The organism is Agrobacterium sp. DSM 25558, from assembly GCF_900100825.1.
Lineage (GTDB): Bacteria > Pseudomonadota > Alphaproteobacteria > Rhizobiales > Rhizobiaceae > Agrobacterium.
This window is the reverse complement of record NZ_FMUD01000001.1, coordinates 332,842-358,995: the sequence shown is the minus strand read 5'-3', so window position 1 is coordinate 358,995 and position 26,154 is coordinate 332,842. Positions and strand designations below refer to the sequence as shown.

General features: G+C 57.3%; 30 protein-coding genes. 11 read left to right on the top strand and 19 right to left on the bottom strand.

Going from position 1 to position 26,154, the window contains the following annotated elements; all coding sequences use genetic code 11:
- Positions 1–2: 2 nt before the first annotated feature.
- Complete coding sequence (locus DSM25558_RS01830) at positions 3–311, bottom strand: DUF3572 domain-containing protein (protein WP_077101188.1); 309 nt, start codon at positions 309–311, stop codon at positions 3–5.
- A 130-nt stretch (positions 312–441) separates the two neighbouring features.
- Here DSM25558_RS01830 and DSM25558_RS01825 point away from each other — a divergent pair, with 130 nt between their 5' ends.
- Entirely contained in the window at positions 442–813 is a 372-nt protein-coding gene (locus tag DSM25558_RS01825) for a response regulator (protein ID WP_067642545.1), read from the top strand.
- A 15-nt stretch (positions 814–828) separates the two neighbouring features.
- Entirely contained in the window at positions 829–2,196 is a 1,368-nt protein-coding gene (locus DSM25558_RS01820; protein ID WP_077101187.1) for a PleD family two-component system response regulator, read from the top strand.
- 781 nt (positions 2,197–2,977) lie between these two features.
- Here the strand turns inward: DSM25558_RS01820 and rpmG are convergent.
- The 6 genes from rpmG to topA form a co-directional block, all read right to left on the bottom strand.
- On the bottom strand, positions 2,978–3,145 hold the full coding sequence (gene rpmG, locus DSM25558_RS01815) for a 50S ribosomal protein L33 (protein ID WP_003496403.1): 168 nt from the start codon (positions 3,143–3,145) through the stop codon (positions 2,978–2,980).
- Between the two features lie 89 nt (positions 3,146–3,234).
- Positions 3,235–4,407 (bottom strand): MFS transporter, encoded by a 1,173-nt coding sequence (locus tag DSM25558_RS01810; protein ID WP_077101186.1) that lies wholly within the window; start codon positions 4,405–4,407, stop codon positions 3,235–3,237.
- Positions 4,408–4,416: 9 nt separating this feature from the next.
- Positions 4,417–5,052, bottom strand: coding sequence for an NUDIX hydrolase (locus DSM25558_RS01805; RefSeq protein WP_077101486.1), 636 nt, complete (start codon positions 5,050–5,052; stop codon positions 4,417–4,419).
- A 51-nt stretch (positions 5,053–5,103) separates the two neighbouring features.
- The gene (locus tag DSM25558_RS01800) at positions 5,104–5,544 is read right to left on the bottom strand and encodes a DUF983 domain-containing protein (RefSeq protein WP_077101185.1); all 441 of its coding nucleotides are present in this window, start codon (positions 5,542–5,544) and stop codon (positions 5,104–5,106) included.
- Positions 5,545–5,564: 20 nt separating this feature from the next.
- Complete coding sequence (gene rnr / locus DSM25558_RS01795) at positions 5,565–7,916, bottom strand: ribonuclease R (protein ID WP_077101183.1); 2,352 nt, start codon at positions 7,914–7,916, stop codon at positions 5,565–5,567.
- A complete protein-coding gene (gene topA, locus DSM25558_RS01790) occupies positions 7,913–10,630 on the bottom strand; it encodes a type I DNA topoisomerase (protein WP_077101181.1) in 2,718 nt (905 codons plus the stop codon). The genes rnr and topA overlap by 4 nt, the downstream gene beginning before the upstream one ends.
- 256 nt (positions 10,631–10,886) lie before the next feature.
- Here topA and DSM25558_RS29185 point away from each other — a divergent pair, with 256 nt between their 5' ends.
- Positions 10,887–11,123: a hypothetical protein gene (locus DSM25558_RS29185; RefSeq protein WP_077101179.1), complete on the top strand. Its 237-nt coding sequence runs from the start codon at positions 10,887–10,889 to the stop codon at positions 11,121–11,123.
- Here the strand turns inward: DSM25558_RS29185 and dprA are convergent.
- The 6 genes from dprA to DSM25558_RS01755 all read right to left on the bottom strand — a co-directional run bounded on the left by dprA (position 11,076) and on the right by DSM25558_RS01755 (position 16,081).
- Positions 11,076–12,218 carry a DNA-processing protein DprA gene (dprA, locus tag DSM25558_RS01780; protein WP_077101177.1) on the bottom strand — a complete coding sequence of 381 codons (1,143 nt, stop codon included), beginning with the start codon at positions 12,216–12,218 and terminating at the stop codon, positions 11,076–11,078. The genes DSM25558_RS29185 and dprA overlap by 48 nt on opposite strands.
- A gap of 34 nt (positions 12,219–12,252) precedes the next feature.
- Complete coding sequence (gene plsY / locus DSM25558_RS01775; RefSeq protein WP_077101175.1) at positions 12,253–12,870, bottom strand: glycerol-3-phosphate 1-O-acyltransferase PlsY; 618 nt, start codon at positions 12,868–12,870, stop codon at positions 12,253–12,255.
- Positions 12,871–12,973: 103 nt separating this feature from the next.
- Positions 12,974–13,465: a type II toxin-antitoxin system YhaV family toxin gene (locus DSM25558_RS01770; protein ID WP_077101173.1), complete on the bottom strand. Its 492-nt coding sequence runs from the start codon at positions 13,463–13,465 to the stop codon at positions 12,974–12,976.
- Positions 13,458–13,787, bottom strand: a complete 330-nt coding sequence (locus DSM25558_RS01765; RefSeq protein ID WP_077101171.1) for a type II toxin-antitoxin system PrlF family antitoxin — start codon at positions 13,785–13,787, stop codon at positions 13,458–13,460. Before DSM25558_RS01765 ends, DSM25558_RS01770 begins: the two co-directional genes overlap by 8 nt.
- Before the next feature lie 66 nt (positions 13,788–13,853).
- Complete coding sequence (locus DSM25558_RS01760; RefSeq protein WP_077101169.1) at positions 13,854–15,143, bottom strand: dihydroorotase; 1,290 nt, start codon at positions 15,141–15,143, stop codon at positions 13,854–13,856.
- The gene (locus DSM25558_RS01755) at positions 15,140–16,081 is read right to left on the bottom strand and encodes an aspartate carbamoyltransferase catalytic subunit (protein WP_067642582.1); all 942 of its coding nucleotides are present in this window, start codon (positions 16,079–16,081) and stop codon (positions 15,140–15,142) included. Before DSM25558_RS01755 ends, DSM25558_RS01760 begins: the two co-directional genes overlap by 4 nt.
- Before the next feature lie 153 nt (positions 16,082–16,234).
- On the opposite strand from DSM25558_RS01755, the gene DSM25558_RS01750 reads away from it, so the two are divergent.
- Positions 16,235–17,887 (top strand): acyl-CoA dehydrogenase family protein, encoded by a 1,653-nt coding sequence (locus DSM25558_RS01750; protein ID WP_077101167.1) that lies wholly within the window; start codon positions 16,235–16,237, stop codon positions 17,885–17,887.
- Between the two features lie 16 nt (positions 17,888–17,903).
- Here the strand turns inward: DSM25558_RS01750 and DSM25558_RS01745 are convergent, their stop codons facing one another.
- Entirely contained in the window at positions 17,904–18,326 is a 423-nt protein-coding gene (locus tag DSM25558_RS01745; protein WP_077101165.1) for a hypothetical protein, read from the bottom strand.
- Positions 18,319–18,585 carry a type II toxin-antitoxin system prevent-host-death family antitoxin gene (locus tag DSM25558_RS01740; RefSeq protein ID WP_077101163.1) on the bottom strand — a complete coding sequence of 89 codons (267 nt, stop codon included), beginning with the start codon at positions 18,583–18,585 and terminating at the stop codon, positions 18,319–18,321. Before DSM25558_RS01740 ends, DSM25558_RS01745 begins: the two co-directional genes overlap by 8 nt.
- Positions 18,586–18,773: 188 nt before the next feature.
- Here DSM25558_RS01740 and DSM25558_RS01735 point away from each other — a divergent pair, with 188 nt between their 5' ends.
- From DSM25558_RS01735 to DSM25558_RS01730, 3 genes are all read left to right on the top strand, one after another.
- Entirely contained in the window at positions 18,774–19,418 is a 645-nt protein-coding gene (locus tag DSM25558_RS01735) for a TetR/AcrR family transcriptional regulator (protein WP_077101161.1), read from the top strand.
- A gap of 203 nt (positions 19,419–19,621) precedes the next feature.
- The gene (locus DSM25558_RS28750; protein ID WP_159442472.1) at positions 19,622–19,783 is read left to right on the top strand and encodes a hypothetical protein; all 162 of its coding nucleotides are present in this window, start codon (positions 19,622–19,624) and stop codon (positions 19,781–19,783) included.
- On the top strand, positions 19,780–20,109 hold the full coding sequence (locus DSM25558_RS01730) for a DUF6105 family protein (RefSeq protein ID WP_077101159.1): 330 nt from the start codon (positions 19,780–19,782) through the stop codon (positions 20,107–20,109). Before DSM25558_RS28750 ends, DSM25558_RS01730 begins: the two co-directional genes overlap by 4 nt.
- On the opposite strand, the gene ruvX is transcribed toward DSM25558_RS01730, so the two are convergent.
- Both ruvX and DSM25558_RS01720 read right to left on the bottom strand, forming a co-directional pair.
- Positions 20,049–20,540, bottom strand: coding sequence for a Holliday junction resolvase RuvX (gene ruvX / locus DSM25558_RS01725; RefSeq protein WP_077101157.1), 492 nt, complete (start codon positions 20,538–20,540; stop codon positions 20,049–20,051). The genes DSM25558_RS01730 and ruvX overlap by 61 nt on opposite strands.
- Before the next feature lie 10 nt (positions 20,541–20,550).
- Positions 20,551–20,853 (bottom strand): alkylphosphonate utilization protein, encoded by a 303-nt coding sequence (locus DSM25558_RS01720; RefSeq protein ID WP_077101156.1) that lies wholly within the window; start codon positions 20,851–20,853, stop codon positions 20,551–20,553.
- A gap of 83 nt (positions 20,854–20,936) precedes the next feature.
- Between DSM25558_RS01720 and DSM25558_RS01715 the strand changes: the two genes are divergently transcribed.
- Positions 20,937–21,641, top strand: a complete 705-nt coding sequence (locus DSM25558_RS01715) for a metal-dependent hydrolase (RefSeq protein WP_077101154.1) — start codon at positions 20,937–20,939, stop codon at positions 21,639–21,641.
- Positions 21,642–21,692: 51 nt separating this feature from the next.
- Here the strand turns inward: DSM25558_RS01715 and DSM25558_RS01710 are convergent, their stop codons facing one another.
- Positions 21,693–22,550: a M48 family metallopeptidase gene (locus DSM25558_RS01710; protein ID WP_083716265.1), complete on the bottom strand. Its 858-nt coding sequence runs from the start codon at positions 22,548–22,550 to the stop codon at positions 21,693–21,695.
- 254 nt (positions 22,551–22,804) lie between these two features.
- On the opposite strand from DSM25558_RS01710, the gene gatC reads away from it, so the two are divergent.
- A complete protein-coding gene (gene gatC, locus DSM25558_RS01705; RefSeq protein ID WP_077101152.1) occupies positions 22,805–23,092 on the top strand; it encodes an Asp-tRNA(Asn)/Glu-tRNA(Gln) amidotransferase subunit GatC in 288 nt (95 codons plus the stop codon).
- A gap of 76 nt (positions 23,093–23,168) precedes the next feature.
- Positions 23,169–24,650 carry an Asp-tRNA(Asn)/Glu-tRNA(Gln) amidotransferase subunit GatA gene (gatA, locus tag DSM25558_RS01700; RefSeq protein WP_077101150.1) on the top strand — a complete coding sequence of 494 codons (1,482 nt, stop codon included), beginning with the start codon at positions 23,169–23,171 and terminating at the stop codon, positions 24,648–24,650.
- Positions 24,651–24,730: 80 nt separating this feature from the next.
- Here the strand turns inward: gatA and DSM25558_RS01695 are convergent, their stop codons facing one another.
- Positions 24,731–25,123, bottom strand: coding sequence for an endonuclease domain-containing protein (locus DSM25558_RS01695; protein ID WP_077101148.1), 393 nt, complete (start codon positions 25,121–25,123; stop codon positions 24,731–24,733).
- 788 nt (positions 25,124–25,911) lie between these two features.
- Here DSM25558_RS01695 and DSM25558_RS28085 point away from each other — a divergent pair.
- A complete protein-coding gene (locus tag DSM25558_RS28085) occupies positions 25,912–26,112 on the top strand; it encodes a hypothetical protein (RefSeq protein ID WP_143239980.1) in 201 nt (66 codons plus the stop codon).
- Positions 26,113–26,154 lie beyond the last annotated feature (42 nt).

Sequence of the window (26,154 nt, the reverse complement as noted above, 5' to 3'; positions counted from 1 at the left end):
GCTCAATACTCGCCAGAACTCAGCCCCGGCCCGGACAATTGGTGCCATGCGGCTTCGACATCCTCGGGTTTCGTGCCGGTCGCCGCGCAAAATGCCATCAGGTCCGGTTCGTGGCTCATGACGAAATCCGTAAGGCCAGCGAGAAAGCCGGGGTCGTTGACGGACTGTCGCAGCATGTTGGGCTGTAGACCTGTGAGGGCCAGAAAGCGCCCAAGCATATCCGGCTCGCTTGCCAACCAGCCAAGTATGGCGATCGCCGTTTCGTGGCTGTCTTTCGAGGCGACCCTGTTGTTTTTCGTATCGTGCGACATTTGTTTACTGAAGTTACCTATTTCTCAACCAAATCTCACTAGCGTACCGTTCTAGGGGGATAATGGAATCGGTTCTCCGGACACCCTATATGTCCATGAATAGGTTTCAAAGCGAAACGAGGACTGGTCCATGCCCAAACAGGTCATGATAGTTGAAGACAATGAGCTGAATATGAAGCTCTTTCGCGACCTGATCGAGGCGTCTGGCTATACCACCATTCAAACGCGTAATGGCATGGAAGCGCTGGAACTTGCGCGCAAACACCGTCCTGATCTTATCCTCATGGACATTCAACTTCCGGAAGTGTCAGGCCTTGAAGTCACCAAATGGCTCAAGGAAGATGACGAGCTTCACGTCATTCCCGTCATCGCGGTCACGGCATTTGCCATGAAGGGTGACGAGGAGCGAATCCGTCAGGGCGGATGTGAAGCCTATGTTTCCAAGCCCATTTCAGTCCCGAAATTCATCGAAACGATCAAAACATATCTTGGCGATATGTGAAGCAGGGTTGGACGAATGACTGCGAGAATTCTGGTCGTTGATGATATTCCGACGAATGTGAAGCTGCTCGAGGCGCGGTTGTCGGCTGAATATTTCGACGTGCTGTGCGCAGACAATGGCACCAAGGCGTTGGCGATTTGCAACAGTGAGCAGGTCGATATCGTCCTTCTGGATATCATGATGCCCGACATGGATGGCTTCGAGGTGTGCGAGCGCCTGAAGGCCAATCCGGCGACGGAACACATTCACGTCGTCATGGTTACGGCGCTCGATCAGGCCGCGGATCGTGTCCGTGGATTGAAAGCCGGTGCCGATGATTTTTTGACGAAGCCCGTCAACGATCTTCAGCTTATTTCCCGTGTCAAAAGCCTCGTGCGTCTCAAGACCATGAGCGACGAGTTGCGGACGCGGGCGCAGACGGCAAAATCCATTGGTGCCGCAGATCCGATCTCCGAGGCCGCTCAGATCGAGCAGCCGGGCCGTGTTCTGCTGATCGATGGACGCGCCAGCTCGCAGGAACGGATCATCAAGGCGCTGAAGCCGGTTGCCGAGGTGTTCGCATTGACGGACCCGGCTGCGGCTTTGTTCGAGGCTGCCGAAAACGAATACGAGATGGTCATCGTCAATTCCAATTTCGATAATTTCGACCCTCTGCGGCTTTGCTCGCAGCTTCGCTCGTTGGAGCGGACACGCTTCCTGCCCTTGCTGCTGGTGACGGAGCAGGGCGATGAGGCGATGATCGTGCGTGCGCTGGAGCTTGGCGTCAACGATTACATTGTTCGTCCTATAGACCCGAATGAACTGGTCGCTCGTACGCTGACGCAGATCAAACGCAAGCGGTTCAACAACCGGCTGCGCGAAAACCTGGATCAGACGATGGAGCTAGCCGTTATCGATGCCCTGACGGGCCTCAACAATCGCCGTTATCTCGACAATCACCTGAAAATTCTGTTCAACCGGGCGGTTGCACGCGAACGGTCATTGTCCGTCTGCATCACCGACATTGATCGCTTCAAGCAGGTCAACGATACCTATGGCCACGATGCGGGCGATGAGGTGCTGCGCGAATTTGCGACGCGGCTCCGGTCGACCGTGCGCGGTGCCGATCTCGCATGCCGATATGGTGGTGAAGAGTTCGTCGTCGTCATGCCTGATACGTCGGTGGAGATGGCGTCTGCCGTTGCAGAGCGTTTGCGCTCGATTATCGAGGACAAACCTTTCGTTCTTCGCTCCGGCCGGGAACTTCATCTGACGGCGTCTTTGGGTATAGCCACCAACACCGGATCGGTGGAAACGCCGGAGCAGTTGATGCGGCAGGCAGACCGGGCCATGTACGAAGCGAAAAGCTCCGGCCGCAACCGCGTAGTCGCCTCTGCGGCATAGCTCTCAGCTCAAACTCATGTCGCGAACTGATCGTTATCCACAATAATAGTGTCTACCTATCGCATTCGTGATGCCGATGTGATTTTTGTAACATCGCTAAGTGATACTTCTGAATTTTCGTCACTCTGCGGCTGCGATCCCTCTCGGTTTACAGAATAGAATTGCTTTCTGAATCCCACCTGGCCCGAACGATCTCGATATTTGCTCGCAATTTTACGACGCGTCGGGAATCTTTTTAAACATCATTTTGAATGTAGACGGTTTTCCCAGTAATATTGATGGGCTTTATTATGTATCTTTATACACTAATTCATGAGTTTCTTTGTGTCATCGTGGGATATTTAACCATATCTACAGATGAAAAGGCGATTCGATTAATAATTTGTTGATTTTATTCGGGCCGTGCGCAACACTTCATCAACAAGATAACTTCTGCACTGGCGGCTCGTTTCAGTCGTTGTGATCAAGCAGAAGAGGTGGTCTTCGGACAACGTCTTTCCTTCATGGAAAGCAAACTGTTTGAATACCCCATGGTGCTCAGGTCCGCCGCATCTCCTGGGTCTTGGGGTTGGTCGACCGGTGACGTAGTGAACGGTTCCTCGTACTGTCATTGCTGTCCCGGTCGACCCACTTTCCTGTTATCCACCAATTACCATTTGAATATCTTACAGCTTGCGCCGCTGGCTGCGCTCTCATGGTCATCGAGTTGGTTTTACGAGAATCACAGGCATAAAAAACGCGCCTCGAAGGGCGCGTCTTTTTGCATGCTATGCAAAGGAAATTACTTGATCTTCGTTTCCTTGAATTCAACGTGCTTGCGTACGACTGGGTCGTACTTTGTCTTCGTCATCTTGTCCGTGAATGTACGGCTGTTCTTTGTGGTGACGTAGAAAGTACCGGTGTCGGCCGTCGACAGCAGCTTGATCTTGATTGTTGTAGCTTTCGCCATAGTCGTCCTGCCTTTAACAAATAGTGAGTCCGCGGCCCTGTTGGACCCCGGCTAAATCTGGCGCGAAACTACGGATCGCGCCTGAAAAGTCAAGTCTGTTTTGATCCGAAAACCGAACGGGCAATGGAAAGAACCACGTAAAGCGCGAAAAACATCGCCAAAGCCCATGCAAAACCATCGGTTCCGAGAACATCCATGGAAATGCCGACAGTCTGCGGGCCAGCGATGGTACCGACGGCGTAACAGAAGATAAAGGCCGCATTGGCCGCAACGAGGTCCGAGCCGGTCAGGCGGGAGCCCAGATGCGTCAGGCCCACCGTATACATACCCGATACGCAGCCACCCCACAGCAGCAGCATGGATGACAGCAACATCCAGTTATCCACCAGCAAAGGCAGCGCAAGCGTGCCTATGACGCCTGTCAGCGCCATTAGGCCCAAAAGTATGCGCCTGTCCTTGATACGGTCGGAGAGCATGCCGATGGGGATCTGGAACGCCATGTTGCCGATGGCCATCACGGTCAGCAGCAGAGCGGCCTGCGATTCGCTGAAACCTTCGCGAGTCGCGTAGACCGGAAACAGCGAAAGCCCTCCAGCCTGAACAGAGCCGTAGACGAAGGCCGCAGCAGATGCCATTGGCACAAGCCAGATGTAGCGCACGAAATGGTGGTTCGGCTTTTCGTCCAGATCCGGGCTTTCATGCCGCGCGAGATAGATTGGAATCGCAGCCAACAAGATGATCGCAGAGCCAACCAGAAACGGCGTTATGCCATCACTGCCAAGCGCTGAGAACAGCAATGGCCCACCGGCAAAGCCAACGGCCATGCCTGTCGCATACATTCCCAGCACAAGGCCGCGCCGTTTGGGTGGCGCTGCGGCGTTGATCCAGAATTCCGAGAGGATGAACAGCATGGTCGTTGCGCCGTGAAAGACGATTCGCAGCGGGAACCACATCCAGAACGCGTCGGCAAAGTAAAATCCCAAGGCGCTGATGGCCGAGACGACAACTGCGGTCATCATGGTGCGGGCAACACCGCATTCATGCGCCAGCCTGCTGGTGATGGGGGCGGCCATCATTGCGGCGACGCCGGCCATGGCGGTGTTGAGGCCGATCATGGTGGAGGAGATGCCGCGCTTCTCGAGAATGATGCTCAGAAGCGGTAGACCCAGCCCGATGGCGATGCCAACGGCGCTGATGGCGGATATGGCGGCAATAAGCGATGGCCAGTGAATATCGTCGGCGTCGCATTTGGGATGTGACATGGAGACCTTTTATAGAAAGCCACGAATAAATATGCCGCGACGCTCGAAATATTGTCGCACCGGGCTTTCGAATTGTAACGAATGATCACCTATCATGAACTTTGTGACATCTTCGAGAACCATGCGCGTAATCGGCGCCATGTTCAGACTGGTATTGTCATAAATGTCAAGCCATTGCAGGTCCAGCAGCTCTTCCGAATCGCTGATAGAGGCGAGATCGACGCCAACTTCATCGGTAAAACAGCAGAAGAAACGCGTATCGTAACGCCTTATTCTGCCGGGCGGCGTGGTGGCGCGTGCCACGAAGCGGAGCCGGGACAGATCGGGTGGTTGCGGCTCACCGGCGGCATTGCCAAAGCGCAGCCCCGTTTCCTCATGCAGCTCACGAATGGCCGCCAGCGCCAGTGCGCGCGCGCCTGAGACCGTCAATGGCCGGGAGGCGGCGCGGATGAGCCTGTCACGGACGGCTGGATGCAGATCGCCGCTATAGGGCAAAGCGTGGTCACGGGTATCTCGTCGCCCGCCAGGAAACACGAACACGTCAGGCATGAACACATGCGCGCTGCTGCGTTTGCCGACCAGCACACGTATGCCGTCCTTCGACCTGTCGAGAAGAAGGATGGAGGCTGCATCTTTGGGACGCAGGTAGGGGGAGGTCTCAGGCGATGGCTCGGAACGCACGTGTGCTACGCCGGGTCAGTGCGAGGAGCCGTCGATCTGCTTTTTCTCCGGCTCATTGCTGAAGCCATGCATCTTCAAGGCCCATTGAAGGCCGATAACACCGCCCTTGATCGGCTGGATCGTCAGCAGCGCGACGAGAACGGTGATCGGCACCCAGATGGCGAAGTGAACCCACATCGGCACCAGAAACACCGTATCCGTCATCATGAAGCCGCCGACCGCGACGTGGCCGAGAATCATGATCGAGATGTAGGGCGGCAGATCGTCGGAGCGCTGGTGGTGCATGTCCTCGCCACAGGACGCGCAATCATCGACAGGCTTCAGCCACGCCCGAAACAGGCGGCCGTTGCCGCAGGCCGGGCAACGGCTCAGCATGCCGCGCGTGATCGAGCGACCCAGCGGACGCTCTTCCGGTTTGCCACCATACTGCACTGTCTGCGTCTCGGTCGTCGTCATGCGCTTGTCCTCTGGACTGGTTATCTGCGTCTGCGTGGTGGCCTCGTGCCGGGTGTCGGGCCGCTGGTGCGGCGTGTCGTCTTGTGGAAGGAACGTGTCGCTGTCGGCAATTTCTTGCCATCGCTCAACATTTCAAACCGCAAGGCACCGGCAAGCGGCACGGCCTCAGCAAGGCGAACCTGAACCGTATCGCCCAGCTGATAGCCAAGTCCGGTCTTTTCACCCGTCAGAGCCTGATGCGCCTCGTCATAGATGTAATAGTCCGTACCCAGCGTAGATATAGGAACAAAGCCGTCAGCACCAAACTGCGGAAGCGCGACAAATAGTCCCGCCTTGGTGACACCGCCGACCCGACCTTCGAATTCCTCGTCCACGCGTTTGGAAAGATGGTGCGCAATCAGCCGGTTGACCGTATCGCGTTCGGCCGCCATCGCCCGCCGCTCGAAAGTCGAGATTTCAGCAGCCACATCGGCCAGCGTCGCCTCTTCCTGTGGCGTGATGCCGCCTTCACCCAAGCCCAGCGAACCTACCAGCGCACGGTGCACGATCAGGTCGGCGTAACGACGGATCGGCGAGGTGAAATGCGCGTATTTCATCAGGTTCAGGCCGAAATGGCCGATATTGTCAGGGCTGTAGATCGCCTGGCTCTGGGAGCGCAACACCATCTCGTTGACCATGATCTGGTGCGGCGTATCGACTGCGCGTGCCAGAATGCCGTTGAAGGAATTGGCGCGAACCTGCCCGCCCTTGACCAACGAAAAGCCGATCGTGGTCAGGAATTCTCGCAGCACTTCCTGCTTGGCAATCGTCGGCGCATCGTGCACGCGGTAGACCAGACGCTGCTTTTTCAGCTCCAGCGTTTCGGCGGCGCAGACATTGGCCTGGATCATCATCTCTTCGATCAGCTTGTGCGCGTCGAGACGTTCAGGAACATGCACTCGATCAACCGTGCCATCTGATTTGAGAATGATCTTGCGTTCCGGCATGTCCAGCTCAAGCGGCTGGCGACGGTCGCGACCGATCTTCATCACCTCATAGGCATGCCACAGAGGCTGCAGGATAGGCTCCAGCATAGGGCCGGTCTTGTCATCCGGGTTACCATCAATCGCAGCTTGAGCCTGTTGATAAGACAGCTTCGCCGCACTCTTCATCATGATGCGATGGAAGGTGTGGCTGGCCTTGCGGCCTTCCTTGGAAAACACCATCCGCACGGCAAGCGCCGGACGGTCCACGCCTTCCTTCAGCGAGCAGAGATCGTTGGAAATACGCTCCGGCAGCATCGGCACGACGCGGTCTGGGAAATAGACCGAGTTGCCGCGCTTCAAGGCTTCACGGTCCAGCGGTGAGCCTGAGCGAATGTAGTAGGACACGTCCGCAATCGCCACGGTAACGATCACGCCGTCCGGATTGTCGGGCGAAGGGTCCAGCTCCGCATAAACAGCGTCGTCATGGTCCTTGGCATCGGCAGGGTCGATGGTGATGAGCGGCAGTTTGCGCCAGTCTTCACGATGCGCCATCGTCGCAGGCTTGGCTGCATCAGCAGCCGCCAGCACGTCGGATGGGAAGATATGCGGGATGCCGTGGGCATGAATGGCGATCATCGAGATCGCCTTTTCAGACGCAACGGAACCGACGACGGAGAGAACCTTGGCGCGGGGCAGACCGTAACGGCCACTGTTGCGCGAGGTTTCGACCTCCACCAGATCGCCGTCCTTGGCATCGCCGACGCCATCGGGATCGATGACCATCTCGTCGCCACGACGCTCGATCGGCATCAGGCGACCGCCACCACCCGGCGTTTCCTTGAAGACACCCAGCGATCCGCCCTGACGTCTATCGATCAGCTTGATGATCCGCGCGGTATAGGCCGGGCCGCCGACTTCCTTGGATGGGAAAATTTTGGCCAGCACGCGGTCGCCAAGTCCACCAACCGGGGCCTTGCCCTTTTGGCGGTCGGCAGAAGATTGGCGAATGATGACGGCAGGGGCCGCGCCGTTCTCTTCCGGCCATTCTGCAGGACGACCGATCAGGCCACCATCCTTGTCGCGCGTCGTAATATCGAGCACGGTCACAGGCGGAAGTCCACCTGGACGCATCAGCGATTTGCGGCTCTTGTGGACCATGCCATCGGTCTCGAGCTCTTTCAGCAGAGCCTTGAGAACGATGCGCGTTTCACCCTTCAGCCCGAAGGCCTTGGCGATTTCGCGCTTGGAGGCCTGGTCGGGATGTTCGGCGATGAATTTCAGCAGCACGTCGCGTGGTGGAACCTCGCCGTGGATGATGCCAGCAGATTCGAGAACTTTTTTCCCGCGACCGGTACGGCCGAAGCCATCGCCCGCCGAGCCGGATGTCTTACGCGGTGATTTGCTCAAGATTCTGCCTTCTTCGCTTTTGGTGCTGCCTTTGGTTTGGCCGCTGTTTTGGGCTTTGCAGCCGCTTTTGGTTTCGCAGCCGCCTTAGGCTTGGCTTTCGCCTTGGTCTCGCCATCGGCGCTCGCAGCCTTGGTGGCCTTCTTCGGCGCTGCCGCCTTCTTGGCCTTTACGGGCTTGCCGTTGCTGCCGGTGCCGGTTTTGGCAATACGCTCGGCAATCAGCACCAGGGCCTCGTCCAGCGTCACCGTGTCAGGTGCCTGCGCCTTGGGAATGGTCGCGTTCACCTTGCCCCAGTTCACGTAAGGTCCATACTTGCCATCACGAACGGTAATCGCGCCGCCATCCGGATGGTCGCCCAGTTCCTTCAGCGCTGCTGGCGTGGAGGAACGTCCGCGACCCGGCGATGCCTTCTTCTCGGCAATCACGGTCACAGCGCGGTTCAGACCAATCGAGAACACGTCCTCGATGCTTTCGAGGTTGGCGTAACCACCATCATGCAGCAGGAACGGTCCGTAGCGACCAAGACCCGCCGAAATCATCTTGCCGCTCTCCGGGTGCTTGCCGATATCGCGCGGTAGATTGATCAGCGCCAACGCCTTTTCGTGGTCGATGTCGTCAGGTGCCCAGCCCTTCGGCAGCGACGAGCGCTTGGCTTCTTTACCATCGCCACGCTGAATGTAGGGCCCGAAACGACCCGACCGCAATGTCAGCTCTTCCCCCGTATGCGGGTCTGCACCCAGCGCCTTCGGCTCATTCAAGGCCGCGGCTTCCGCCTCGGCACCATCAGAGTTCAACTGGCGGGTAAAATTGCATTCCGGGTAGTTGGAGCAGCCGACGAAAGCGCCGTATTTGCCGAGCTTCAGCGACAGATTGCCCGTTCCGCACACCTGGCAGATGCGTGGATCGGAGCCATCTTCGCGGGCCGGGAACACCAGCGGTGCCAGAACCTCGTTCAGCGCATCCAGCACGTTGGTAACGCGCAGTTCCTTGGTGTCTTCGATCTGCGCGAAGAAGTCCTTCCAGAAATCACGAAGAACCTGCTTCCAGTCTAGTTCACCCGCAGATATCCGGTCGAGCTTTTCTTCCAGATCGGCAGTGAAGTCGTATTCCACGTATTTCGTGAAGAAGCTTTCGAGGAAAGCCGTCACCAGCCGTCCACGCGAATGCGGCACGAGCTTGCGCTTGTCGACGATGATATATTCACGGTCGCTCAGCGTCTTCAGTGTCGCCGCATAGGTAGAAGGACGGCCGATGCCGAGCTCTTCCATCTTCTTGATGAGCGATGCTTCCGAATAACGCGGTGGCGGTTCGGTGAAGTGCTGGCTGGCATTGATCTTCTGCTTGGCGAGGGCTTCGCGGGCGTTGATCTGCGGCAGACGGCCATCTTCGTCACCGTCGTCGCTCTGCTCGCCATCTTCCTTCTGGTCGGTATAGGCGGCAATGAAGCCGTCGAAACGAATGACCGAACCCACGGCGCGAAGGCCAGCCTTCTCGCCCTTGTTTTCGGCCAAAATCTCGACCGTTGTCCGCTCGATTTCAGCAGACGCCATTTGGCTGGCGATACCGCGCTTCCAGACCAGCTCGTAAAGCCGCAACTGGTCGGCATCGAGGTACTTCTTGACCTGATCCGGCGTGCGGCTGAAGTCCGTTGGGCGAATGGCTTCGTGGGCTTCCTGGGCGTTCTTGGCCTTGGTCGAGTAGATGCGTGCCTTTTCCGGCACGTAGCGAGCACCGAACTGTTCGCCGATGGCGCTGCGTGCAGCATCAATGGCTTCCGGTGCCATCTGCACACCATCGGTACGCATATAGGTAATGAGACCGACGGTCTCGCCGCCGATGTCGATACCTTCATAAAGACGCTGCGCAACCTGCATAGTGCGTGATGCGCCAAAGCCCATGCGCGACGATGCGGCCTGCTGGAGTGTCGATGTCGTAAACGGTGGGCCGGGGTTGCGCTTGACGGGCTTGGCCTCGACCGTATCGACGGTATAGGTCGCGCCTTCCAGCAATGTCTTCAGCCGGGTGGCATCGTCGCCTGTTTTAACCGATCTGGCCTGCAGGCGCTTGCCATCGGCAGACACCAGCTTCGCTTCGAAGTCATCGCCACGTGGCGTCTTCAACAGTGCCGAGATGTTCCAGTATTCTTCGGATACGAACCGCTCGATTTCCGATTCCCGGTCGCAGACCAGACGCAGCGATACGGACTGAACACGACCAGCCGAACGCGCACCCGGCAGCTTGCGCCACAGAACGGGGGAAAGATTAAAGCCGACGAGATAGTCCAGCGCACGGCGGGCGAGATACGCATCCACCAGCGGGATATCGATGTCACGCGGATCGGCCATCGCGTCCAGCACGGCCTTCTTGGTGATGGCGTTGAACACGACGCGCTTGACCGGCTTGTCGCCCAGCACCTTCTTCTTTTTCAGAAGGTCGAGAACGTGCCAGGAAATAGCTTCCCCTTCGCGATCCGGGTCGGTCGCCAGAAACAATCCGTCGGAAGCCTTCACGGCATCTGCGATTTCCTTCATGCGCTTCTGTGAGGCCGGATCGACCTCCCAGAGCATTTCGAAATCCTGATCGGGAAGCACCGAACCATCTTTCGCGGGAAGATCGCGAACGTGGCCAAACGATGCGAGCACCTTGTAGCCTGGGCCAAGATACTTGTTGATCGTCTTGGCTTTTGCCGGAGATTCTACGACGACGACATTCATATTTTCTTCTTTCGGAACTTGCCCGTTAACATGCGTTGCCGCTTTTGACCCGCAACAACGCTACCTTTATTTCGACATGGACAGGTAATGCGCTTGGGTCAAGAGGCAAGGGGCGTTTTTCTGCCATTACAACACGATGCAACTTTTTGGGGATTTAATTCTCGTTTGCAATTAAAGATAAACAAGTTATGGTTGCTCCAGTTGAGCGACGCTCTTTTTCCTAACGTCGCTTTCCACTGGTTCAATTGAGGTCAATATGGTCGTGAGCGCACAAAACAGCAGCCAGAGCAGGCAGCAGCAGACATCGGAAAATCTAGCTTACATCAGGCAGATGCTCGCTGAACTGCGCACAGTCGGCGAACGCGAGGGTGCCGACATGCTATGTTACCTCATAGAAATGGCTTATATTGAGGCAGGCGACATCCAGTCAGGCCGGCGAGAGCTTTCAGTCAGCCATGACAAGCGAAACGCGACCCGCGGAATGCCGATTTAGCCGGCCGGCAATGTCGAGTTCCAGCAACACCAGATAGACAGTGGATGCTGGCAACCCCGTATGGCGAATAATGTCATCCGTTTCCACGGGTGATGGTCCAAGCGCCGACGCAATGATGCTGCGGTCATCGTCGCCAGGTGGTGATATGTCGATATCCTCGGAGCTTTCATTCGCCACATGCTGGATGGGCAGCATCGGCTCCATCAAGGGTCGCAGCGCGTCCAGTATGTCGGCGGCTTCGGTCACCAGCATTGCGCCGTCTTTGATCAGCCGATTAGTGCCATGGCAGCGGGCATCCAACGGAGAGCCGGGAACCGCGAAAACCAGACGTCCGAATTCACCCGCAAGCCGTGCGGTAATCAGCGAGCCGGACCTGTCGGCGGCTTCCACGATCAGCACGCCCATGGAAACGCCCGCAATCAGCCGGTTGCGACGCGGAAAATCCCGCGCACGCGGCTCCCAGCCAAACGGCATTTCACTGATGCTGGTGCCGTCATTACCGTAGATTTCATCCAGCAGCCGCAGGTTTTCCGGAGGGTAGGGCTTGTCGAGCCCGCCCGCCAGCATCGCCACCGTGCCAGTGGTAAGGCTCGCGGCATGGGCGGCGGCATCGATTCCCCGGGCAAGACCGGACGCTATCGTATATCCGGCCTGTCCACATTGGCGCGCCAGCATGGCCGCAAACTTTGAACCATTGATAGAAGAATTGCGTGACCCGACGATGCCGATGGAAGGCCGGATTGCCGTGCGCCCCGAACCCTTCATGGAAATAATCGGCGGTGCGCCGTCGATCTCGCGCAGCGCCGGCGGATAATCCGGCTCACCAATACCGACGAACCGTGCGCCAAACCTCTCCGCAGCGTCGATTTCCCGTTCGGCCTCCGACACGGTGGCGATGCGCGGACTGCGTGCCGATCCGCCCCGGCGCGAAAGGTCGGGCAGGGCGTCCAGCGCCTTTTCAGCGCTTCCGAAGTGGTTGATGAGTTCGCGGAAGGTGACGGGACCGATATTGTCGCTGCGGATCAGCCGCAACCATGCAACCCGTTGCCGGTCGGTCAGCGCAATGCCGCGTTTGGTGTCGCCATCGTGCGGCATGTCTCAACCCCCATCAGGGCGAGACGGATTCGCCTCAGCCCTTTTTACCGATCTTGCTTTCATTCCCCGCCAGCAACCGCTTGATGTTTTCCCGGTGCATGTACCAGGAGATAACGCTGAGCAGCGTCACCAGCAGAGCCGTCTTCTCCGGTCCTAATATCCACAATGCAACCGGAATGACAAGCATTGCAACCAGCGCGGAAAGCGAGGAATATTTGGTGAGGAAAGCCGTTGCAATCCAGATCGCCGCAAAGGCCAGCATCATCAAGGGTGCAACGCCCAGCAAAACGCCAATATAAACCGCAACACCCTTGCCACCCTTGAAGCCCAGCCACACAGGGAACAGGTGCCCAAGAAACGCAAAGAAGCCAGCAACCAGTGAAGCCTCATAGCCCCACAGCGCATTGGCAATCAGCACCGCTGCCGTGCCCTTCAACGCATCCAGCAACAACGTCGCCGCGGCCAGCTTCTTGTTGCCCGTGCGCAAAACATTGGTCGCACCAATATTGCCAGAGCCAATATTGCGAACATCCCCCAGCCCAGCCGCCCGCGTAAGGATCAACCCGAACGGAATCGATCCCAGCAAATAGCCAATCACGGCAGCAAGGGCGAGAAGCGCAGGCGCGGTCTGCCAATCAGTCAATGCGTTCATTCCGATGTCCCCTCACGGCATTATATCTTTAGGCCAGCTTTGCCGGTCTTGTATGAAGATGCAAATCTCAGTCTTTAATAAGCTTGGAATCTCCATGCAATCGCTAGACGTCACTCATAGCACTGGCGTGGGGAAATTCCTGTGTCGCAGTTTGCGCAGCTTCGAAAAGGCTGTCCCAATTATCTGGTGGATTGCCATTCTGCAACATGCTGCGGAACACCGCATAGGCGTCGGTCGACGATTCGTAAGCGCGCTTGGTGTCCTCGTCGTTCACCCACACAAGAATGATGATTTTGCTCTTTAGATCATAACGAAAGAACAGCCGGTACTGCTGTACGAATTTTGCTCTAAACCAATGTTTGTAAGCATCTCCAAGTGTGGAGCCTTGCCGGAATATCGCAGCAGTTGGATCGTTGGGAATAAGCTCGAATGCAACCTTGCGCGTTGCCGCGAGAAGCTTGGTGCAACGTTTTTTCTTATAGTCCTGCGGCTGCTTGGCGCGGGCGGTGGCCACCTCACGCATCATGTCTTCAAATTGCGCAATGAAGAGAGGATGGAGGAATAGCCGCCATCCGTTGATGACGATATCAGTCATCCTCGAGCGTCGCATCCAGATCGACTTCGACTCCATCCGTCAAAGCTGCCGAGCGGTCCAGTAAATCCTGCGTCAGCGGGCGGATATGGGAGGGCGAGGATGCCATGTCGGCTTCCAGAAATGCCAGAAAATCTCCTATGACTGGATCAGCGTTATCATCTGCAATTTCCTTGCGTTCGATAACAACAGTGCCGTCCTCAAGCCCTTTGAAAATAATCGTTCCTTTTTTGACGCCAAGCATATTTCGGATTGCGCTGGGCACAGTCGTCTGTCCACGATCCGTAATCGTTGCTTCGAATTCGAGTAAAGCTTGCGCAGCCATCAGATGTTTCCCTAATTTCCGACATTAAGGTAATGCATTTGCATTGTCTGCGCAAGATTGATGTCTTTAGATGGAATGAACCAGCTTGCCTGCAACATAGGTCGCAACTGCGCGGCCGGTAAAGCGGGCGTCTTCGAATGGCGTGTTCTTGGACCTTGATACCAGATTTTTCTCAGACACCAGCCATGGCTCGTCGAGGTCGATCAGCGTGATATCGGCCTTCGCACCCGGCTTCAGCGTGCCCGCATCCAGTCCGAAAATCTGGGCGGGGCGGGTGGAGAGGGCGTCGATGAGACGCATCAGCGGCACGTGGTCGCTGTGGTAGAGACGCAGCGCTGCCGACAGCATGGTCTCAAGCCCAACGGCACCGCTGGCGGCATCCGAAAACGGCAGGCGCTTGGTGTCCACGTCCTGTGGGTCATGCGAGGAGACGATGATATCGATCGTGCCGTCCTTCAGCGCATCCACCATGGACATGCGGTCGTCTTCCGAGCGCAGCGGTGGGGACAGCTTGAAGAAAGTGCGGTACTCGCCGATGTCGTTCTCGTTCAGCGTCAGATGGTTGATGGAAATGCCGCAGGTCGCTTTCACGCCTCGGTCCTTGGCTGCCTTGATGGCTTCGGCAGATTCGCGCACGGAAATCTTGGCGGCGTGGTAGTTGGCGCGGGTGAGGGCTGCGATGCGCAGGTCGCGCTCCAGCGGAATGATCTCGGCTTCTTTCGGAATGCCGGATAGGCCGAGCCAGCTGGCAAGCAGCCCCTCGTTCATATCGCCATGGCCGATATACTGGTCGCGGGTTTCCAGTGAAATCACTGCTCCCAGCTCGCGGGCATAGGTCATTGCACGGCGCAGCACGGCTGTATCTGACAACGCCTTGCGACCATTGGTGAAGGCGACGGCACCTGCTTCTTTCAGCATGCCGAACTCGGTCATCTCGTCGCCGCGCAGACCTTTGGTCAGCGCCGCTGCCGGGTAGACATTGACCAGCGCCTTGTCGCGCGCTGTCTTCTTCACGAATTCCACCAGTGCGATGTCATCGATGACAGGGTCGGTATCCGGCATCACGATCATGCTGGTCACGCCACCGGCTGCTGCTGCGCGTGATGCGGATTCAATGGTTTCACGGTGTTCGGCACCCGGTTCGCCGACGAAAACGCGGGCGTCCACCAAGCCTGGCGTAGCGACCAGCCCCTTGGCATCACGCACGGTCGTGCCTTCCGGGAAGCCCTGATTTTGCGCATCCTTACCTGCTGCAAGGATATTGCCATCGGCACCGATGATGATCGTTCCGACTTCATCCAGATTGCGGGATGGATCGATGATGCGGACATTTTTGAGAACGGTCGCGGTGCTCATACGCGCTCTCCCTGATTTTGCGAAAGAAGAAGGGTTTCCATAACGGCCATACGCACCGCGACACCCATTTCTACCTGGCTTTCGATAACGCTCTGCGGCCCGTCGGCCACTTCGGATGCGATTTCGACACCGCGGTTCATTGGGCCGGGGTGCATGACCATGGCATTTTCCTTGGCGGCCTTCAGCTTTTCGGCATCCAGTCCATAATAATGGAAATATTCGCGCACCGACGGCACGAAGGAGCCGGACATGCGCTCACGCTGCAAGCGCAGCATCATCACGACATCGGCACCTTTCAGCCCCTCCTTCATGTCGTGATACACTTCCACGCTCATATCCGCGATGCCTGCTGGCAGCAGTGTCGGCGGCGCAACGACGCGCACCCGTGCGCCCATCTGGTTCAACAGAATGATGTTGGAGCGGGCAACCCGCGAATGCAGCACGTCACCGCAGATCGCGACGGTAATGCCCGAAAGCCTGCCGATGGTGCGGCGGATCGTCAGTGCGTCGAGCAGTGCCTGTGTCGGATGTTCGTGCTGCCCATCCCCGGCATTGACCACCGAGCAGGCGACCTTTTGCGCCAGAAGGGCAGCGGCACCTGCGGAGGAGTGGCGCACCACCAGCACGTCGGGGCGCATGGCGTTCAGCGTCATGGCCGTGTCGATCAGCGTCTCGCCTTTTTTGACGGATGAATTGCCGACCGACATGTTCATCACGTCAGCGCCCAGCCGTTTACCGGCCAGCTCGAACGACGATTGCGTGCGGGTGGAGGCTTCGAAAAACAGGTTGATCTGTGTCAGCCCGCGAAGGGTTGAGGTTTTCTTCTCGCGCTGGCGGCTGATCTGCACCGCCTCATCGGCCTTGTCGAGAAGAGTGGTGATATCCTCGTGGGATAGCCCCTTTATGCCCAGAAGGTGGCGGTGGGGAAAATAGACCATGGGAACTGTCCTCCGGGTCGCAATAGAGCTTATCGCCGCGCTGTGGGCTTAGTCCACGGGTCTATAAAGACAGGTGGCTTTGTCGGCAAGCATGCGATAAGCCGGGGCCACCGAATACATGCAATAAAATGCGAATCCCGATATAGCCACGCGATGACGAATATGAACCGGACCGAAGAACAGCTTGCCGATTTGAACCAGCCTAACCTCTGGTCCGGCATCAATGCCTATCGCTCAGACCCGTTGATCGTGGATTTGACCTCCAGTCTTTCGCGCCCGCTGCGCGACGAATTCGACCAGATTGGCCGCTACGTCACATCTGCGGAAGCGCAGGAACTGGCCCGCATGGCCAATGTCAGCGCGCCGAAGCTGCACACCCACGGCCCGCGCGGCGAGCGTCTGGATCAGGTGGAGTTTCACCCGGCCTGGCACGCGCTGATGCGCCGTTCCATGGCATCCGGCCTGCACAGCAGCGCCTGGGAAAATACGCCCGAGACACGCGGGAACGAGCACAAGGCCCGCGCCACGAAATTCTATCTCACCGCACAGCTTGAGGCAGGCCATCTCTGCCCGCTGACCATGACGCACGCCTCCGTTGCCGCCTTCATGGGCTCGCCGCGTGTGCAGAAGGAGTGGGCACCGAAAATCCTGTCGCGCAAATATGATTCGTCGCAGAAGCCCGCCATGCAGAAGACGGCCGTCACCATCGGCATGGGCATGACGGAAAAACAGGGCGGCACGGATGTGCGCGCCAACCGCACGACGGCAGAGCGGGTGGGGGAGGGCATCTATCGCCTATCCGGCCACAAATGGTTCCTGTCAGCACCCATGAGCGACGGCTTCGTCATGCTCGCCCAGATGGGCGATGGTATGGGCTGTTTCCTCGTGCCGCGTTTTCTGGAAGACGGATCGGCCAACGGCCTGCATTTCCAGCGCTTGAAGGACAAGCTCGGCAATCGCTCCAACGCCTCTGCCGAAGTCGAATTTACCGATGCCTTCGGCTACCTGCTGGGTGAGCCCGGTGCCGGTATCCGCACCATTCTCGACATGGTGACATTGACGCGGCTGGACTGCGCGCTGGCCTCCGCCGGCATGATGCGCGCTTCGCTGGCGGAAGCGGTGCATTACGCCCGCGGCCGCAATGTTTTCGGCAAGCCGCTGGTCAGCCAACCAGTAATGACCCGTGTGCTTGGTGATATGGCGCTGGATGTGGCCGCCGCCACTGCGCTCTCTTTCCGCCTGGCATCTGCTTTCGATAGCGCCCGCAACAATCCGGCCGAAGCGGCCTATGCCCGTGTCATGACGCCGATCGTGAAATACTGGTGCTGCAAGATTGCGCCTGCCTTGATCTATGAGGCCATGGAAAGCCTCGGCGGTAACGGTTACGTCGAGGACCGCCCCATCGCCCGCCACTACCGCGAAGCCCCAGTCAACGCCATCTGGGAAGGTTCCGGCAACGTCATGGCGCTGGATGTGCTGCGCGTTCTCCAGCGCGGCAGGGAGTTGTTCGATCTCGTCTTCGAAACGCTCGAACGCGATCTCGGCCCGTCAGGCAAAAAAACCACCGAAGTCCTGCGCGCTGCAATCGCGCTCTGCGAACGTGACGAAGGTGCCGCCCGCCTGCTGGTCGAACAATTCGCCCTCGCCGCCGCCGCCGCAGAACTCTGCCGCATCGGTGCCGGCCGCATCGCCGACGCCTTCCTGGAAACCCGCTTGGCCGGTGGCTGGCGCCACACTTACGGCATGCTGGATAGCCGGTTCGATCCGACCTATATTATCGATCTGTTGTATCCGCCGGCGGCTTAAAAACGATAGCGCTCTACTACGTTCTGCTGACCTTGGCAGAACCGGTCGCCAGAAATGGTGCAAAGGCCAAACGTATTTCCTCGAGAAAGGCTTCGCTGAAACGCCCGATCGTTTCACGTCGCGCGTCGAAATGGTAAGACTTTTCGATCACATCGTAATTGCATTCACTGACGGTGATCCAGCCGCGCTTGTAGCGTGTTAGATTTGCCCGACGCAATTCAAGTCCAGGTATCTCAATAGCTTTCTGGTCATCGCTGGGTGGCTTGGAAGATATGGGAAGCAGGAGGATGTGCGTGAGGCCTTGCTTATCCTTGATCGCAAGGATCATGCAGACTGGGCGATCCTTTTCCCCGTGATCACGATGTGGATTGATATTGTTTTGCCATCGCCACAGGTAAGGATAAAGGACAATGTCACCGCGTTGGAACTTGTCACTCATCGCGTGCTGCCTGATACTCTTTCGAGTCGCTTTCCAGCTGCTCTTGAAAAATAGAGGCTAGATCTTCTGGCATTTCGTTGGCGGCATATGCCTTGCGCAGATCTTGGCTTCCCGCCAGTTTTTCAAAAAGATCGATGGGGATAACCACCACTGAGGGGCGGCCGTGTTTTGTCAAAGTGATTGGTTCCTTCTGGGCTTCGTCGTGATAGCGTCCGAAGTGGCGCATGAATTCAGCTGTCGATATCGATTTAGGGGACATGATCGCTTTCCTCAGAGATTTTTCTGTATAATACAGAAAATACAGATTTCTGCAAATTGGCTTTCTTTTGTGTCCCGCCTCCCTTCATCCACAAGAACCTTCACCTCCCCAACACTCCCCGCATTGTCCTTGAATTAACCCTTTGCTAACTGCGTTGACAAAGTCACCACGCGGAGAGTTGCGGGAACATGCTGGCAATGGACGATACTGCTGTTGAGGCTGCTCCTGAAAAGCGCGTCAAAGACCGTGCTGCGACTGAAAAAGCCATTTTCTCTGCTGCCAAAGCCTTGCTGGCGCAGGAGGGGTTTCAAGGATTCGGCATCAATGCCGTGGCGCGGCGGGCAGGGTGCGACAAGCAGCTGATCTATCGCTATTTCGGCGGGCTCGAGGGGCTGATCGCCGCCATCGGCGAGGACCTTGGTTCCTGGGTGAAGGATCGTATTCCCGAAGACACCGGCGGCATGTTTGTGCTGACCTATGGCGACCTGATGGAGCGGTTGGCGCTATCCTATCTGGATGCGCTGCGCAGCGATCCGCTGGTGTGCAAGATCATTGCCTGGGAAGTGTCCGAGCACACGCCGCAGGTCAAGCAACTTGCCGATGCGCGGGCAAAGGCGCTGTCCAAATGGCTGGATAAAATGCGTGGTTCTCTTGAAGCCCCAAAGGGTCTCGATACCGCTGCCGTCAATGCCGTACTCTTCGCCGCCATCCAGCATCTGGTCATCAGTGGTGCCACAAACGGTCAATTTGCCGGGGTTGCGCTGAAAACCACGCGGGATTGGGACAAGATCGGCACCGCCGTGAAACGGATCGTTCGCGGCGTTTACGGTTGATAGCGGCCACAGCCTTCTCGCAACTTTAGATTGGACCTTAACGCCTGCTTGCGCGTTGTTACGGTGAGGCTGCGAGTTTATCCACAGCCCTTCATTGTTCGTTAACCATAAACGAAACTTTTATTTGCCCACTGAAGAGGCGAAGATCATTATCTTAATACATTATTAACCATGCGCCCGTGGGCGTATGAAAAGGAACCGCCGTGCCCCGCTGGATATCCTTCATCGTCATGATGACGTTCTTTGCAATGCTGCCATTGGACATTGATGCGCCAACGGTGAACCTGTGCCTGATGGCCTGTCTGCGCTGGGCGGTCATCGCCGCCGTGCCGGATATGTTCTTTTGGCGAGGGCAGACGGCATGAAGTGGTTTCTGATTCTGTGGGCAGGGCCTGTCGCGTTTCTGGGGGCGTGGTACTTCTTGTCCTATTACGACATGAGCTTCGGCTTCTTCATGCTCACCCGGGAAAGCCACGACCTGGTCTTCAAAATTTATGGCAACGTGCTGGGTATCGCGCCGGAAACCATACCGCCACTGGTCGCGCGTGCCATCGCTTTCGACAGCCTGATTGTTTTTGGCATTATTGGTTTTCGAAAGCGCAAGGCAATCGCTGCCTGGTGGCGCAATCGTCAGGCGTCGAAAGCAGCAGCATCCCTGCCAAGAGCCGACAGCCTGTCCAGCGCGCCCTGAAGAATGAAACTGGCAGCCGCCGAATCGATACGCTGCGCGCGCTTTGCACGCGATACGTCCATTTCCAGTAGCGCGCGCTCGGCAGCCACGGTGGACAATCGCTCGTCCCAATAGACGAAGGGCAGGTCGGTCTTGTCGCTCATCGCGCGCACAAATGCGCGCGTTGCTTGCACTCGCGGCCCGGCAGAACCATCCATATTCGTGGGAAGGCCGATGATGAAGGCGGCCACTTTTTCCTTGGCCGCGAAATCAAGCAACACCTGCGCATCGGCGGTGAATTTCACGCGCTTCAAAACCGGGCGAGGGGTCGCGAAACGTCGCGACAGATCCGACATGGCAAGGCCGATTGTCTTGGTGCCAAGGTCCAGCCCGGCAATGGCATGCCCGGTCTGCAAAAAGCCCGCAAGTTCCTCGATTGTCAGCGTCGCCATGGTTTTGTTCTCAGCGTTTGCGCACGAATTCGGTGCGCAGCACGAGACCCTTGATCGCGTCGTGCCTGCAATCTATTTCTTCGGGATTATCCGTCAGACGGATAGACTTGATGACGGTGCCCTGCTTCAACGTGGTACCGGCACCCTTGACCTTCAAATCCTTGATCAAAGAAACGGAATCGCCATCGACGAGAATGTTGCCTGCGGCGTCGCGCACTTCGTTGGCTGTGGCCGCCTTTGCTGTAATTTCAGAGGCGGGGCGCCATTCACCGGTCGCCTCGTCATACACATATTCGTCATTATCTGTCGTCATCTTCGCAATCCGAAAAAGGTGGGCCGTCCCATGATATGGCCCGTCCTATGTCACACTCTACCGGCAATACAAAGGAGAACTTCATGAAACTCACCTGGCTCGGCCATTCCGCATTTCGCATTGAAACCGGCAAAGCAAAAATCCTTATCGACCCGTTTTTCACTGGCAATCCCAGCTTTGCCGACCAGAATGGCAAGGATGCCGCAAACGGTATCACGCATATTCTGCTGACCCACGGCCACGGCGACCACGTTGGCGATGCCATTCAACTGGCGAAAGACACCGGCGCGACCGTGCTCGCCAACGCCGACCTTGCCGCATGGTTGAGCTTCCGGGGTGTCCAGAAAATCGAGATGGCGGGCACTGGCGGCACGGTGACCTTCGATGGCTTCTCCGCCACCTTGACCAACGCGTTGCACTCATCCGCGCAAATCACCGAGGACGGTGTGTCCCATTCCCTCGGCAGTGCCAACGGCCTGATGCTGCATTTCGAAGACGGCCCAACCGTCTATCACATGGGTGATACCGATATCTTCTCGGATATGGCCCTGATCAACGAATTGCACGAACCCGATATCGGACTTGTTCCGATTGGCGATCGCTTCACCATGGGCGGCGCGGTGGCGGCTCTTGCCTGTCAGCGCTTCTTCAAGTTCCGCAACGTCATACCCTGCCACTACGGCACCTTCGGCATCATCGATCAGACACCGGAAAAATTCCAGACCGGTATGGACGGCTCTCAGAGCCGCGTCGATGTGCCGGGCGTTGGCCAGACCCTGACGTTTTAACGAAAAAGCCCGACAGGCATAACCTGTCGGGCTTTTTCAGTTGTCATGTCCTCAAGCGATCTGAGGTTCGACACGTCCCGTCTGCACGGTCCGGGAAGGCGCGGAAGGAATGCTGCTCAGCGCATTCTTCCACTCGCTCAACGCTGCCACACGCCGTGTGTGGCGCGGGTAGAGCGAGAAGATGTTGAGGAAGAAGCCGGCAATGGACGGCACCATCTTGTCCTGCTCTTCAAAAGCATTCGGGTTCATCTGTGCGTTCAGCTTGGCGCTGCCGCAGGCCAGCATCTGAAGGGCGGTGCGGGAGGATTTCAGGTTGCCGGAAACGACGAGGCCAACCCGGTCGCAGGTCAGTTCGCGTGCGCGGGAATAGGCCTGGCCCAGAAACGGAATGATCAGGCCGGGCAGGCGCAGGAAGCTCCAAGGCTCGTCCAGATGGCCCGCAACGTGGTGGCCCAGTTCATGGCCGATCACGAATCTCACCTGCTCTTCATCGTCGGCATCGATCAGTGCAGATGTCAGCCAGATGTAGCGTGTGCGACCAACCAGCGTCAGCGCCATGGCATTGATTACGCCGCTGGAATTGTAGACGAACGCCCGCGGTGCTTCTTTCAGACCCAGCTTCTGCGCTCCCTCAGCCACCATCTTGTGAAGGTGAGGAAACTGTTGTTCGCTGACCAGCACGTAGTGGCCCATCATATAGGCGCGGACCAATGATCTCGCGACATATGAGAAAAACCAGATGATGAGAATGTAGAACAGGAAAACAAAGAGGATTCCGACGCTCTCCGTTGTCGCAATGTAGAGTATGCCAGCCGCAAGCCCCAACCACACCAGCGTGCCGATGAGCAGCGTGAGAAAACCGTACGTCTTTTCTTTCGAATGACGCACTTTCGATATGTCGAAATTCATATTTAACCCCCGTTAAACAGCATGATCGAGAAGCGTTAAGGCTTGAAAAGAAGAGGCCCCACCCGCTTCCTGCTGCAAATGACTTGTCTATATACAATGAGGCGCGACGCCCCGCGCGGAAACTCGCGTCAAGATTATAAGTTCCCGCATAAAGCGAATATTATTTCGTGCATTGTTTCGTTGCCCGATGAAGGTTGCGAACTGCGGGCGCGGTCATTATAGCGAATAGGAAAATTCTTGACTGGAGTAGAACCATGTCCGTCGATCTTGCCACCGTGAAGCGCGTCGCGCGCCTAGCCCGTATTGCCGTCAGCGAAAACGAAGCCGAGAAGATGCTGGGCGAGTTGAATGGCATTCTTGGTTTCGTGGAGCAGCTTTCGGAAGTGAATGTCGATGGCGTCGAGCCGATGACGTCAGTGACCCCGGTTGCGATGAAGAAGCGCACCGACGTCGTCAGCGATGGCAGCAAGGCCGAGGATATCGTGGCCAATGCGCCAAATACAGACCGCAATTTCTTCCTCGTTCCGAAGGTGGTCGAATAGGCTGCGTCAGCCCGTTTCCACTTGCTCGATCTAAAAGTTTTTGCCCGATCTAAAAGTTTTGAAAGCCGTTGCCGATATGACCGACCTGACAAGCCTGACCATTGCCGAAGCCCGCGATAAGCTGAAGACCAAGGACTTCACCGCCGTTGAACTGACGGATGCCTATCTTTTCGCTGTCGACGCCGCCAACGAAGCGCTGAACACCTATGTCGCTGTTACGCCGGAAAAGGCGCGCGACATGGCTAAGGCTTCCGACGAAAAGCTGGCCGCTGGCAATGCCGGTGCGCTGGAAGGCATTCCACTTGGCGTCAAGGATCTCTTTGCGGTTCGTGATGTCCATACCCAGGCCTGCAGCCACGTGCTGGATGGCTTCAAGCCGAAATACGAATCCACCGTCACCCAGAACCTGTGGGATGCCGGTGCCGTCATGCTCGGCAAACTCAACATGGATGAGTTCGCCATGGGCTCGTCCAACGAAAGCTCCTATTACGGCCCGGTCGTCAACCCGTGGCGCGCCAATGGTTCTGACAAGAAGCTCGTGCCCGGCGGCTCCTCCGGTGGTTCGGCTGCCGCCGTTGCCGCGCATCTGTGCGCCGGTGCCACGGCCACCGATACCGGCGGCTCCATCCGTCAACCCGCGGCCTTCACCGGCACCGTCGGCATCAAGCCAACCTATGGCCGCGTCTCGCGCTGGGGTATCGCTGCTTATGCCTCCTCGCTCGATCAGGCCGGACCGATTGCCCGCGACGTGCGCGATGCCGCCATTCTTCTGAAATCCATGGCCAGCGTGGATGCCAAGGACACTACCTCTGTCGACTTGCCCGTGCCGGATTATGAAAAGGCCATCGGCCAGTCGCTGAAGGGTCTCAAGATCGGTATTCCCAAGGAATACCGCGTCGAAGGCATGCCGGAAGAGATCGAAAAGCTCTGGGCGCAGGGTATTGCATGGCTGAAGGATGCCGGTGCCGAGATCGTCGATATCTCGCTGCCGCATACCAAGTACGCGCTTCCAGCCTATTACATCGTCGCTCCAGCCGAAGCCTCGTCCAACCTTGCCCGTTACGATGGCGTTCGCTACGGCTTGCGCGTTGACGGCAAGGACATTGCCGACATGTACGAGAAGTCCCGTGCTGCCGGTTTCGGCTCGGAAGTCAAACGCCGCATCATGGTCGGCACCTATGTGCTGTCTGCCGGTTACTACGATGCCTATTACCTGAAGGCCCAGAAGGTCCGCACGCTCATCAAGCGCGATTTTGAGACCGTCTTCCACGACGGCGTCGATGCCGTTCTCGCCCCCATCACCCCATCGTCGGCGTTTGAAATCGGCGACAAGGAGCTGGCGGCCGATCCAGTCAAAATGTACCTTCAGGACGTTTTCACCATCACCGTCAACATGGCCGGTCTCCCAGCCATGTCCGTTCCCGCCGGTCTCGACGGCAAGGGCCTGCCCCTCGGCCTCCAGCTCATCGGCAAGCCGTTCGAGGAAGAGACGCTGTTCAAGACGGCCTATGCGATTGAACAGGCAGCGGGCAAGTTTACGCCTGCGAAGTGGTGGTAAGCTATAGTCAGCTGCGGCGGTGAGGCGTTTTACCTCTCCCCTTGTGGGAGAGGAAGAAAAATCATGGTCTTAGCTGAAAGCTAAGTCATAGATTTTTCAGGTGAGGGGTCTGCGGCCTCTCCGCGTTGCAATTGCGCCAAAATGGAAAGACAAACGAAGTCGAGACTTCTTTCGATTTCGTCGTTCCAGAAACGCAGGATTTGAAAACCATTCTTCCGCAAAAATGCATCCCGCCTTTCGTCTAATTCATTTTCGGCGTGCTGTGATCCGTCCACCTCGATAATCAGTTTCGCCTGGAAGCATACGAAGTCGAGGATGAAGTTGTAGAGCGGAACTTGGCGGCGAAACTTGAAGCCTTCCAGCTTGCTGCCACGAATAGCTTGCCACAACATATTTTCTGCCAACGTGGCGTCTTTCCGCATAGTTCTCGCTCGGTTTCGGTTAACCGAAGGCGGTTGATGGTGGTGTGCCATAGGCTGCGTCTCAAGTTGCTCTCGGCGCAAGATGCAACCCCTCACCTGAAAAATCTATGACTTAGCTTTGCTAAGATCATGATTTTTCTTCCTCTCCCACAAGGGGAGAGGTAACCCGCAACGGCATCGCCCTCGATCTCCCCCTAGCCGATCTCCCCACCTGAGGGGGAGATGTCCGGCAGGACAGAGGGGGGTGAGCGCCACCCGCAGACCTTCACTTCACTAGAAACAAAATCCAAAAAACCAAAAACTTTTTTCTCCACGCTCCAAAACCCACGCCTACAATTCACCCGCGTCCCAACCGCACTGTATCGCGAGACAGTGCGCGCAAGGCGCAGGAAGCGTTGGTATCCATCCGGAACGTGCGGGTGGCGGCCAAGGCTGCCAAGACGGCAGGCCCAAATGTTGCTCTCCGATTCCCTGCAAGGTTCGGCACAGCAACAGGGCCTGGAGAAGAAACATGCGAGGTTCAGCCGCGACCGTTCAAGGCTCGGCTGAACATCACTTTCCACCGGCAGGTACGCCTGCCTGCCGGTGGAGAGACGACGACTGAACGGAAATGCCAGAGGCCACGCAAATGCGGAGCCAAAACGAACCATACCAGAGACATCACCGCATTTGCGTGTGCTCTCCGGACCGAGTGACCATAGCACGGGCGTGAGCGCGCCGCGTGAACGGCGAAGCTTATCCATCGTGTCGCCGGGCTATTTGACAATCGAAAGCTTTGCAAAAGCCGGGAATGTGATGATATCATAATGTAAATTCACCAAGCGAAGGGAGGCGCAGACGTGAAAGCGACCATACTGTTCAAAGACGACCATTTCGTCCGGCCAGAGACCACTCGAAAGCCGCGCCGGTCGGGTGCAAACGATAATCTCCGTAGCCTTGAATTCGAGATGCAGGATCAGGAGCGCGACTGGCTGGTGCCTTGTCTCTTCGCCGCCGCTTTCTGTGGTTTTGCCGTCTTCATCTTCATGCCGCTGTGGTAAGCTAGGCATCCGTGCATAATTTACCTTGAAAAAGCCGGGCTC

What these genes read in the sequence shown, in the direction of transcription:
- DSM25558_RS01830 (WP_077101188.1), bottom strand. Translation starts at nt 311, where the DNA reads ATGTCGCACGATACGAAAAACAACAGGGTCGCCTCGAAAGACAGCCAC.
- DSM25558_RS01825 (WP_067642545.1), top strand. Translation starts at nt 442, where the DNA reads ATGCCCAAACAGGTCATGATAGTTGAAGACAATGAGCTGAATATGAAG.
- DSM25558_RS01820 (WP_077101187.1), top strand. Translation starts at nt 829, where the DNA reads ATGACTGCGAGAATTCTGGTCGTTGATGATATTCCGACGAATGTGAAG.
- rpmG (WP_003496403.1), bottom strand. Translation starts at nt 3,145, where the DNA reads ATGGCGAAAGCTACAACAATCAAGATCAAGCTGCTGTCGACGGCCGAC.
- DSM25558_RS01810 (WP_077101186.1), bottom strand. Translation starts at nt 4,407, where the DNA reads ATGTCACATCCCAAATGCGACGCCGACGATATTCACTGGCCATCGCTT.
- DSM25558_RS01800 (WP_077101185.1), bottom strand. Translation starts at nt 5,544, where the DNA reads ATGACGACGACCGAGACGCAGACAGTGCAGTATGGTGGCAAACCGGAA.
- topA (WP_077101181.1), bottom strand. Translation starts at nt 10,630, where the DNA reads ATGAATGTCGTCGTCGTAGAATCTCCGGCAAAAGCCAAGACGATCAAC.
- DSM25558_RS29185 (WP_077101179.1), top strand. Translation starts at nt 10,887, where the DNA reads ATGGTCGTGAGCGCACAAAACAGCAGCCAGAGCAGGCAGCAGCAGACA.
- dprA (WP_077101177.1), bottom strand. Translation starts at nt 12,218, where the DNA reads ATGCCGCACGATGGCGACACCAAACGCGGCATTGCGCTGACCGACCGG.
- plsY (WP_077101175.1), bottom strand. Translation starts at nt 12,870, where the DNA reads ATGAACGCATTGACTGATTGGCAGACCGCGCCTGCGCTTCTCGCCCTT.
- DSM25558_RS01770 (WP_077101173.1), bottom strand. Translation starts at nt 13,465, where the DNA reads ATGACTGATATCGTCATCAACGGATGGCGGCTATTCCTCCATCCTCTC.
- DSM25558_RS01765 (WP_077101171.1), bottom strand. Translation starts at nt 13,787, where the DNA reads ATGGCTGCGCAAGCTTTACTCGAATTCGAAGCAACGATTACGGATCGT.
- DSM25558_RS01760 (WP_077101169.1), bottom strand. Translation starts at nt 15,143, where the DNA reads ATGAGCACCGCGACCGTTCTCAAAAATGTCCGCATCATCGATCCATCC.
- DSM25558_RS01755 (WP_067642582.1), bottom strand. Translation starts at nt 16,081, where the DNA reads ATGGTCTATTTTCCCCACCGCCACCTTCTGGGCATAAAGGGGCTATCC.
- DSM25558_RS01750 (WP_077101167.1), top strand. Translation starts at nt 16,235, where the DNA reads ATGACGAATATGAACCGGACCGAAGAACAGCTTGCCGATTTGAACCAG.
- DSM25558_RS01745 (WP_077101165.1), bottom strand. Translation starts at nt 18,326, where the DNA reads ATGAGTGACAAGTTCCAACGCGGTGACATTGTCCTTTATCCTTACCTG.
- DSM25558_RS01740 (WP_077101163.1), bottom strand. Translation starts at nt 18,585, where the DNA reads ATGTCCCCTAAATCGATATCGACAGCTGAATTCATGCGCCACTTCGGA.
- DSM25558_RS01735 (WP_077101161.1), top strand. Translation starts at nt 18,774, where the DNA reads ATGCTGGCAATGGACGATACTGCTGTTGAGGCTGCTCCTGAAAAGCGC.
- DSM25558_RS01730 (WP_077101159.1), top strand. Translation starts at nt 19,780, where the DNA reads ATGAAGTGGTTTCTGATTCTGTGGGCAGGGCCTGTCGCGTTTCTGGGG.
- ruvX (WP_077101157.1), bottom strand. Translation starts at nt 20,540, where the DNA reads ATGGCGACGCTGACAATCGAGGAACTTGCGGGCTTTTTGCAGACCGGG.
- DSM25558_RS01720 (WP_077101156.1), bottom strand. Translation starts at nt 20,853, where the DNA reads ATGACGACAGATAATGACGAATATGTGTATGACGAGGCGACCGGTGAA.
- DSM25558_RS01715 (WP_077101154.1), top strand. Translation starts at nt 20,937, where the DNA reads ATGAAACTCACCTGGCTCGGCCATTCCGCATTTCGCATTGAAACCGGC.
- DSM25558_RS01710 (WP_083716265.1), bottom strand. Translation starts at nt 22,550, where the DNA reads ATGAATTTCGACATATCGAAAGTGCGTCATTCGAAAGAAAAGACGTAC.
- gatC (WP_077101152.1), top strand. Translation starts at nt 22,805, where the DNA reads ATGTCCGTCGATCTTGCCACCGTGAAGCGCGTCGCGCGCCTAGCCCGT.
- gatA (WP_077101150.1), top strand. Translation starts at nt 23,169, where the DNA reads ATGACCGACCTGACAAGCCTGACCATTGCCGAAGCCCGCGATAAGCTG.
- DSM25558_RS01695 (WP_077101148.1), bottom strand. Translation starts at nt 25,123, where the DNA reads ATGGCACACCACCATCAACCGCCTTCGGTTAACCGAAACCGAGCGAGA.